The organism is Paraconexibacter sp. (genome assembly GCF_041602235.1).
Lineage (GTDB): Bacteria > Actinomycetota > Thermoleophilia > Solirubrobacterales > Solirubrobacteraceae > Paraconexibacter.
Map to the genome: position 1 here is coordinate 1 of NZ_JBFIGP010000159.1, position 8,810 is coordinate 8,810.

Annotated in this window: 10 protein-coding genes; 1 reads left to right on the forward strand and 9 read right to left on the reverse strand. The window is 71.4% G+C overall.

Annotated features, from left to right (window positions below; genetic code table 11):
- The 8 genes from ABYE80_RS13025 to rpsF form a co-directional block, all read right to left on the reverse strand.
- A partial coding sequence (locus ABYE80_RS13025) for an adenylosuccinate synthase (protein ID WP_372790715.1) occupies positions 1 to 1,332 on the reverse strand: 1,332 nt, incomplete at its 3' end.
- 60 nt (positions 1,333 to 1,392) lie between these two features.
- Positions 1,393 to 2,166, reverse strand: coding sequence for an ATP-binding protein (locus tag ABYE80_RS13030; RefSeq protein ID WP_372790716.1), 774 nt, complete (start codon positions 2,164 to 2,166; stop codon positions 1,393 to 1,395).
- The gene (gene dnaB / locus ABYE80_RS13035; protein ID WP_372790717.1) at positions 2,166 to 3,563 is read right to left on the reverse strand and encodes a replicative DNA helicase; all 1,398 of its coding nucleotides are present in this window, start codon (positions 3,561 to 3,563) and stop codon (positions 2,166 to 2,168) included. Before dnaB ends, ABYE80_RS13030 begins: the two co-directional genes overlap by 1 nt.
- 113 nt (positions 3,564 to 3,676) lie before the next feature.
- On the reverse strand, positions 3,677 to 4,297 hold the full coding sequence (locus tag ABYE80_RS13040; protein ID WP_372790718.1) for a hypothetical protein: 621 nt from the start codon (positions 4,295 to 4,297) through the stop codon (positions 3,677 to 3,679).
- Positions 4,298 to 4,402: 105 nt separating this feature from the next.
- Entirely contained in the window at positions 4,403 to 4,852 is a 450-nt protein-coding gene (gene rplI, locus ABYE80_RS13045; protein WP_372790719.1) for a 50S ribosomal protein L9, read from the reverse strand.
- A 6-nt stretch (positions 4,853 to 4,858) separates the two neighbouring features.
- Positions 4,859 to 5,188, reverse strand: a complete 330-nt coding sequence (rpsR, locus tag ABYE80_RS13050) for a 30S ribosomal protein S18 (RefSeq protein ID WP_372790720.1) — start codon at positions 5,186 to 5,188, stop codon at positions 4,859 to 4,861.
- 206 nt (positions 5,189 to 5,394) lie between these two features.
- On the reverse strand, positions 5,395 to 5,901 hold the full coding sequence (locus ABYE80_RS13055) for a single-stranded DNA-binding protein (protein ID WP_372790721.1): 507 nt from the start codon (positions 5,899 to 5,901) through the stop codon (positions 5,395 to 5,397).
- 200 nt (positions 5,902 to 6,101) lie between these two features.
- Entirely contained in the window at positions 6,102 to 6,488 is a 387-nt protein-coding gene (gene rpsF / locus ABYE80_RS13060) for a 30S ribosomal protein S6 (protein WP_372790722.1), read from the reverse strand.
- Between the two features lie 97 nt (positions 6,489 to 6,585).
- Here rpsF and ABYE80_RS13065 point away from each other — a divergent pair, with 97 nt between their 5' ends.
- Positions 6,586 to 7,113: a hypothetical protein gene (locus ABYE80_RS13065; RefSeq protein WP_372790723.1), complete on the forward strand. Its 528-nt coding sequence runs from the start codon at positions 6,586 to 6,588 to the stop codon at positions 7,111 to 7,113.
- 4 nt (positions 7,114 to 7,117) lie between these two features.
- Here ABYE80_RS13065 and ABYE80_RS13070 read toward each other — a convergent pair whose 3' ends face one another.
- Positions 7,118 to 8,611, reverse strand: a complete 1,494-nt coding sequence (locus ABYE80_RS13070; RefSeq protein ID WP_372790724.1) for a trehalose-6-phosphate synthase — start codon at positions 8,609 to 8,611, stop codon at positions 7,118 to 7,120.
- Positions 8,612 to 8,810: the final 199 nt, after the last annotated feature.

The window sequence follows — 8,810 nt, forward strand, 5'->3', positions numbered from 1 at the left end:
CACGCTGGGGGTCCGGCCGGCGATCGTCTGCTCGCCGATCTCGGTCCAGATGACCTGGTCGCGGCCGGGGCCGACGCTGATCTGCGCGATCGGCACGCCGGTCTCCTCGGCGATGAACGCGAGGTAGTCGCGCGCGGCCTGCGGCAGTTCGTCCTCGCTGCGGCAGCCCGTGATGTCCTCGGTCCAGCCGGGCAGGTCCACGTACCGCGCCTTCGCGTGGTGGAGCACCGTCTGGTGGTAGGGGAACGTGTCGAAGACCGCGTCCTCCTCGCCCTGGTAGCTGGTGCACACGCGGATGGTGTCCAGACCGCTGAGCACGTCGATCTTGGTGACGCAGAGGTGCGTGAGCGAGTTGATGCGCGCGGCGTACTTCAGGGCCACGAGGTCGAGCCAGCCGGCGCGGCGGCGGCGCCCGGTGGTGGTGCCGTACTCGTGGCCACGGTCGATGATGCCGTCGCCGACCTCGTCCCCCTCGAACAGCTCGGAGGGGAAGGGCCCGGCGCCGACGCGGGTCGCGTAGGCCTTGGTGACGCCCCAGACCTCGTCGATGTCGCGCGGGCCGACACCGGAGCCGATGCAGGCGGACGCGCTGACGGGGTTCGACGAGGTCACGAACGGATAGGTGCCGTGGTCGATGTCGAGCAGGGCACCCTGCGCGCCCTCGAAGAGCACGAGCTTCCCGTCGTCCAGCGCGCGCCACGCGAGGGCGCTGGTGTCGGCGATGTGCTGTTCGAGCCGGTGCCCGTAGGTCATGAGGTCCAGCGTCATCTGCTGGAGGTCGAGCTGCTCGGCGAACTCGCCGTCGCGCTCGAAGGGGCGCAGCATGAGCTTCTTGGGCTCGAGCGCGGCCATGATCTTCTTCTTCAGGATCTTCTCGTCGAGCAGGTCCTGGATCCGGATGCCGAGGCGGGCGGCCTTGTCCGCGTAGGCGGGGCCGATACCGCGCTTGGTGGTGCCGATCTCGTTCTTGCCCAGGCGATCCTCGCCGGCCCGGTCGAGGATGCGGTGGTACGGCGTGATCACGTGGGCGTTGGCGCTGATCTTCAGGCCGCTCACGTCGACGCCGCGCTTGCGCAGGCCGTCGATCTCGTCGGTGAGCACGGCCGGGTCGATGACCACCCCGTTGCCGATGATGCAGGTCTTCCCCGGATAGAGGATCCCGGACGGGACGAGGTGGAACTTCCACGTCTCCCCGCCGGAGACGATCGTGTGACCTGCGTTGTTGCCGCCCTGGAAGCGGATGACGGCGTCGGCGCGCGAGGCCAGCAGATCGATGATCTTGCCCTTCCCCTCGTCACCCCATTGCGCGCCGACGATGACGGTGCCTGGCATGAGGGAGCGAAGTCTACGGAGCGCGTCGGTCCGGCGGGCTGGCGAGGAGCCGTGGGGCTCTCAGCTGCCGCTCTGCAGCCAGTCGGCGACGGAGGCGGCCGGTGCGTCCGGGCCCGTCGGGTCCAGGTGATCGGGAACCGCGGCCTCGGGACGCCGCTGGTCGGGCCCGAAGATCGGCAGCACCTCGCACATCTCCTCGAGCCGGCTGACCGTGCGCTCGGTGATCTGCTCCGCGAGCGCGTCCCGGTCGAGGTTCGTGGTCAGGACGATCGCCCGCTCCTCCTCGTACCGGGCGTTGACGATCGCGTAGAGCTGCTCGAGCACCCAGGCGCTCGTCTTCTCCGCGCCGACGTCGTCGATGTGCAGCAGATCGACCTCGGTGAGCCGGTCGAGCAGGTCGGTGTAGGAGTGCTCGGTGTCCTCGTCGAAGGTGGTGCGGATCTCGGCCAGCAGGCGCGGCAGCGAGTAGATCGCCACCGACCGCCCGCGCTCGAGCGCCGTCTGCGAGACGAGCATCGCCAGCGTGGTCTTGCCGGTGCCGACGTCCCCGTAGAGCCACAGGCCACGCCCGGCGTCGAGCTCCTCGTCGATCTCGCGGACGTAGCGCTGGACCGCCCGGATGATCGACGGGGCCATGCCGGACACCGGCGGCCGGTCGAACGACACGCCGCGATAGCGCTTGGGGATCGTCCGCGACAGGGACCGCGCGCGCCGCGCGCTGATGCGCTGCGGACGGCACCGGCACGGCGCCGCCGTCCGGGTCGCCTCGTCCACCACGAAGCCGCTCCCGTCGCAGGCGTCGTACGGGCACTCGCCGTCCCGCAGGCGAGCCATCAGCCGTGCTCCCGGGCCTGGCCGAGGAAGCGCGGGTACTCGCCCTGGAAGTTCAGGTGGACGGTGCCCAGGCCGCCGTTGCGGTGCTTGGCGATGATCAGCTCACCCTCCCCGGGGGTCTCGGTGGTCTCCGGGTAGTAGTACTCGTCGCGGTAGATGAACATCACGAGGTCCGCGTCCTGCTCGATGCCGCCGGACTCGCGCAGGTCCGAGAGCATCGGCCGCTTGTCGGTCCGCGACTCGACGCCACGGGAGAGCTGGGACAGGGCGATGACCGGCACCTCGAGCTCACGCGCGAGGATCTTCAGGCCACGGCTCATCGCCGAGACCTGCTGCACGCGGTTCTCGATCCGGCCGTCCGCCCGCATGAGCTGGAGGTAGTCGACGATGATCAGGCCCAGCGGCTTCTGCTGGTGCAGCCGCCGTGCCTTCGCGCGGATCTCCAGCAGGCCGATGTCTGAGGAGTCGTCGATGTAGAGGTCGGCCGCGTCGTAGCGGGCGGCGTGCTCCAGCACGCGCTGCCAGTCGCGCTCCTTCTTCAGGCGGCCCTTGCGCAGGTCGTCGCCCTTGATCGAGGCCTGCGAGGCGATGAAGCGCTGGGCGAGCTCGCCCTCGGACATCTCGAGGCTGAACAGCGCGACCGGCTTGGCGTGCTTGGGGTGCAGCGCGACGTTCTCGGCGATGTTCGTGACCAGCGCGGACTTCCCCATCGACGGGCGCGCCGCGAGGATGATCAGGTTGCCGGGCTGGAAGCCGCCGGTCATCTCGTCGAGGTCGTCGAACCCCGACGGCGTGCCGGTCATCGAGATGCCCTCGAGCGCGAGCTTCTGCCACACGTCGATCTCGTCGTGCAGCACCTCGCCGACCGGCCGGAAGTCCTTGGCGCGGTCGTCGTGGGCGACCTCGAGGATCTGGGTCTCCGCGCGTTCCACGAGCTCGCGCGCCTCGCCGTCGTTGCCGTGGACGGCGGCCTGGATCTCGTAGGTCGTCGTCAGCAGGCGCCGCAGGAGCGCGTGCTCCTTCACGATCGAGCCGTACCGCCGGATGTTGCCGACGGCGGGCACCGCCCCGGCGAGGGCGTCGATCTCCGCGGGGCCTCCGGCCGCGTCGAGCTTGCCGCGCGAGCGCAGGTGCTCGGTCACGGTGAGCACGTCGATCGGCTCGTTCTCCTCGTAGAGCGCGTACATCGTCTCGAAGACGATGCGGTGTCGCTCGCGGTAGAAGTCCTCGGGCGTCAGCGCGGTCTGGACGAGGTACTCGTAGTGCGTCTTGTCCGACAGCAGGATCGCGCCCAGGACCCCCTGCTCCGCCTCGATCGAGTGGGGAGGGGCCAGCGCCTGCGTGACGTTCGAGGACTCCTGGTAGGGCTCGTACTGGTCGTCGGTGAAGGCGCTCATGCGGAGCGTGTGACCGTAGCAACGGCCGCCGCCGTCTCGCACCAGAAGTTGCCGCTATGAGCGAGGTGTTCTGCCCGGCGCGGCGGGGTTGGGCGGGGTTGGGACCGAATCGGTCACCCAGGTGCCGGCCCGGTTCGCGAATCGCCCGGGGCCGGGGGCGCCTGGCGCCGCGCGACGACGACCCCGGCGTCCCAGCCGGGCGCCCGGCCACCCGCCGGGGGCCGGATGGTCGCCGCCTCCAGGCCCGAGCGCACGACGAGCCAGGAGACCACCGAGTTGGAGTTCCACATGTCGCCCGTCCGCAGCTCGTCACGCCCCCACACGGGGGTGGGCACGCGCGCCACGAGCTCGAGCATGCGTCGCGCCCGCCCGGGCTCGTCGCTCAGCCGTACGGGGCTCTCCACGGCCTCGTCGAGGTCGGGGATGGCGCCGCCCGGCCAGCAGCGGACCTCGTAGCGGAACAGGCGCCAGCGCCCGGCCCAGCGCGCGCCGACCGGGCCGCTCGCGACAACGCCCCGCCGGTCTCGGCCGTGGTCGTCCGGGACCGGCGCGACCTCGATGACGTAGGCCGCCGCTCCGGTGCGGATCTCCAGCGCCGCGTGGTACAGGTCCCGCGGCGGGCGCCCCTGCCGTCGTGCGAGCAGCGCCTCGTAGACGCGGCCGTTGAGCCTGACGGAGTGCCCCCCGGCCCCGAGCGGCAGCCAGGAGAGGTCGATCGCGGCGGGGCTCGTCACGACGACATTCTCGCGCCGACCGCCCAGGGTGCGGAAGGTGCGGCCCGGGAACGACGACGGGCGCCCTTGCGGACGCCCGTGCGGTACTGCGAAGCGGGTACCGGGCTAGCGCTCGGTGACGATCGTCTTGACGACGGCCTTGACGCCCTCGGCGACCTCGACGCTCACCTGGTAGGTGCCAATCGACTTGATCGCGTCCTCGAGCAGGATCTTGCGCTTGTCGACCGTGACCCCGCGCGCCTCCTTGATGGCGTCCGCGATGTCCTGGTTGGTGACCGATCCGAAGAGGCGGCCATCCTCGCCGGCCTGCTGGGAGATCGTCAGCACGGTCTTGTTCAGCAGCGAGGCGTACTCGTTGGCCCGGTTCTCCGCGTCGATGCGGGCGCGCTCCTCGTCCTCGACCTTCTTGCGCGCGGCCTCGACGAGGCCCTTCGTGGCCGGGGCGGCCAGCTTGCGCGGGATCAGGAAGTTGCGAAGGTACCCCTTGGACACGGTGACGACCGCGCCCTTCTCGCCGACCGACTCGACGTCCTGCAGCAGGATTGCCTCGGGCATGTCGGCCTACCGCTCGCGGTCGCGGTCGCCGCGGCCGCCGCGCTCGCGCGGGTCCGTGGCGTTCTCGTTGACGTACGGCAGCAGGGCCAGCTCGCGGGCGCGCTTGACGGCGCGAGCGACCTGGCTCTGGTGGCGGCGGCAGGCGCCGGTGATGCGACGGGAACGGATCTTGCCGCGCTCGGAGACGAACTTGCGCAGGGTCGCGAGGTCGCGGTAGTCGACCTGCTCGATCTTCTCCTTGCAATGCAGGCACGGCTTGCGACGACCGCTGCCGGCACCGCCCTTCTTGTCCCGTCGGCGGGGAGCTGCCTTCCCGCTGTTGCGCTGCTTGGCCAAAACGAAGTCCTTGAGAAGTCCTGTGACAGAGAGCGCGCGCCCGGGGTCGGGGCGCGCCGAACGGTGATTGTGACACGTCGCGCCGGACGGCGGCGTGCCGTAGCACGTCGGTCGGCTGGAAACGCGGACGGCCCGGGTGTCGCGGAAGACGCCCGGGCCGTCCACGGCGCCCCGGTCGGATCGCCGGGCGCCGAAGTCCGCAGGGACTAGAACGGGATGTCGTCGTCCCCGGTCGGGGCCGAGCCGCCACCGACGGGCGCGGCCTGGAACTCGTTGGTGTTGACCGGGACGTCGGTCTGGCTGCTGAAGCCGCCACCCTGCTGCTCGCCCTGGCCGCCCGAACGCTGGCCACCGAAGCCGCCCCCCTGGCCGCCCTCGCCACCGCCGAGGAACTGCACGCTGTCGGCGACGATCTCCACCGACTGGCGCTTGTTGCCCTGCTGGTCCTGCCACTCGCGCCACTCGAGGCGTCCGTCGATCGCGACGCCGCGGCCCTTGGACAGGTAGCGGGCGCAGTTCTCGCCCTGGGCGCCCCACACGGTGACGTCGAAGTAGTTGGGCTTGTCGACCCACTCACCGCTGGCGTCCTTGCGCCGGGTGTTGCTGGCGATGCGCAGCTTGCAGACCGATGAGCCGCTCTGCAGGGAGCGAAGCTCAGGATCGAAGGTCAGGTTCCCGGTCAGCACGACCCGGTTGATGTTGCTCGCGGCCATTCCGCGATCTCCTTTCGGGGGCGAACGATGCGTTCTAGCTCTCCATCGAGCATAGACCCGCCCTCGGCGGCCGCTCTCGGACTTACCGCACCTTCCGCTGTTTTGTTGCGGAGTCGTACGCAGCCCACGACATCTGACAGGCCCGGCGAAGGTGGTGGCGACCGGGTGGCCGCCGGCCGGGGCGAGGCCCGGCGAGCGGTCTAGCGCTCGTCGTAGTCGGTGTCGTCGTCCGAGGACGGGGTGTCCTCGACGGCGCCGACGGTGAGGTCCGGCACGGAACCGACGCCGAGCTTCTGCTTGATGATCCGGTAGCGCAGGACGCCGTCCGTGATCGGCAGGGTGCGGTCGAGCTCCTCGAGCAGCGGCCGGGGGGCCGGCGAGGTGAACTGGATCAGGTGGTACTCGGCCGCCGCCTGCTTGTCGATCTCGTAGGTCGTCGGGCGGACTCCCCAGTCGTGGGTGCCGGCGACCGCGCCGTGCTGGCCGATGAGGGCCTGGGCGTCCGCGAGGATCTTCTTGCGGCGATCCGCGTCGGCGGTGCTGTCGAGCAGCAGCGTGAGGTCGTACGTCGGGGAGGAAGCAGCCATAGCGACGGGCAACGGTAGCAGCGGTCGTGCCGTCCGCGCGTTGCGGTAAGCGATCGCCGGAGGGGGCGAGACCGCGCCGGCCCGGCCTAGTGCGGGCATGGAGCCCTCGGACCTCTCCGACCGCGTGGCCGGCCAGCGCCGCGGCGCCCGGACCGTCATCGGCCTGGTGCTCGCAGCCGCCACGCTCATCGTGCTGTGGCCGCGGCTGGCGAGCGACCCGCCGACGCTGCCCGATGCCCGCCCGGTGGCGATCGGGTACGCGCGGACCGCCACGACGGAGGACATCGCCGTCCCGTCGGCCACGGTGGCGTCGGCCTCCACCGCCGCGCCCCGTGACCCGGCGGCCGCTGCTGCCCGCGCACCGTCCCCGGGCGGGGTGATGGACCTCCACGCCGATCGCCGCGAGGCGCCCGCGGCCACCCGACGGCGCGGACGGCGCGCGAAGCGGTCGCGCGAGGCGTCCCGGCCTCGGACGCGGCGGCCCGCCGCACGCCGCGGACGGCAGCGGACGGGTCCGCCGAGCCCCGCCCCGGGACCGCAGGTCCGGCCGCGACCACGGGCGCCCGGCCCGATGTGGTCGCCTCGGGCCCGGGGTCGCAGCCGGGACGTGTCCCTGCTCCCGTGAGCCCTCAGGCGGGATCCAGCGGCGGCGGCGAGAGCTCGAGCTCCAGCCCGGCCTTCTGGCGGATGTCCGCGAGCTGATCGTCGATCCAGTCGCCCGGGTCGCGCTCCGTCACCTTCGCCTTCAGGCCCTCGAGCCGCTCCGCGCGCCGCGTCTCGGACATCGTCAGCGCGCTGTGGATGGCGTCGGCGAGCTCCTGGATGTCGAACGGGTTGACGCTGAGCGCGTACTCGCCGAGCTCCTCGTGGGCCCCGGTGTTCTCCGACAGGATCGACACGCCCGCGCGCTCGTTGACGAGCGGCCCCTCCTTGGCGACGAGGTTCATGCCGTCGAACATCGCGTTGACCAGCAGGACGTCGTAGTGCTTGTAGGCCGCGACGGCCTCCTCGAGATCGTCGCGGAGCTTCAGCTGGATCGGCATCCAGTCGGGGGTCCCGTGACGGTGGTTGACCACCGCGACCAGGGCCTCGATGCGCTCGAGGTACTCCGCGTACTCCGGCACGTCGGTCCGCGAGGGCATCAGCTGCGCCACGAACGTCACGTGCTCGCGGAACTCCGGGTGCTGCTCGAGGAACAGGTCGAACGCGCTGAAGCCGCGCAGGACGTTCTTCGAGAGGTCGGCGCGGTCGACACGCAGGATGAGATGGTCGCGGCGCCGGCGCAGCAACTCGGTCTCGAACTGCCGCACGCGCGCCGAGCGCGCGACCTGGAGCGTGGCGCCGGCGTCGATCGGCAGGGGGTAGCTGCGCACCCAGACCTCGCGGTCCTCGTACCGCACGATCCCGGCGGCGTGATCCACCTCGAGCCCCATGAGGTCCTCGCAGCACTGGAGGAAGTTGCGCCGGTAGGAGGTGGTGTGGAACCCGATGATGTCGTTGGCGAGGATGCCGCGGAACACCTCGTCGCGCAGGCGGCCCGGGAGCACGCGCCAGGCGTCGGACTGCGTCCACGGGATGTGGACGAAGTGGTGCAGGAACGCGTCGGGCCGGGCGGCCCGCACCATCGCCGGGAGCAGGTACAGGTGGTAGTCGTGCACCATCACGACCGGGTGCTCGAGCCCGTCGATCTGCTTGATGACCGCCCGGGCGAGGTCCTCGTTGACCACGCGGTAGCCGTAGTCGAAGGCCTCGATCTCGTGCTGGCGGATGTCCGGGGCGTTGCTGAGGTCCCACAGGTAGTGCTGGATGAACCACAGCATCGGGTTGGCCACGATGTTGTAGAAGCCGTCGTAGGCCTCCGGGTCCGAGGCGACCAGGGTCACCTGGTACTCGCCGCCGTTCGGGGTCAGGACGTGGATGGGCTCGTCGCCCGCCTCCTTCGCGCGCTTCGCGTCGGCGGTGGTCATGGCGGATGCGATCCACACCGCGTCGCGGTGGGACGCGAGCCCCGTCAGCGCGGTGACGAGCCCGCCGGTGCCCCGGGACATCGACCCGTCCTCCTCGAACGTGACGGGGCCACGGTTCGAGACGAGGACGAGGGGTGCGCCGGAGTCCACGGACATGCACCAACGGTACCGCGCGGGAGCGGCAGCCAAACCGCCGTCCCCGCGCGTGCGGCCCCTGGCCGCGCCCCGGCCGGCCGGCCCGCGGGCCCTGACCCGCTCAGCCGCGGGGGTCGGGGGCGACCGCGGGACGGTTGCCGAGCTTGACGTCGACGTCCTGGCGACGTCCGTCGCGGTAGAGCGTCAGCGTCACGGTCTC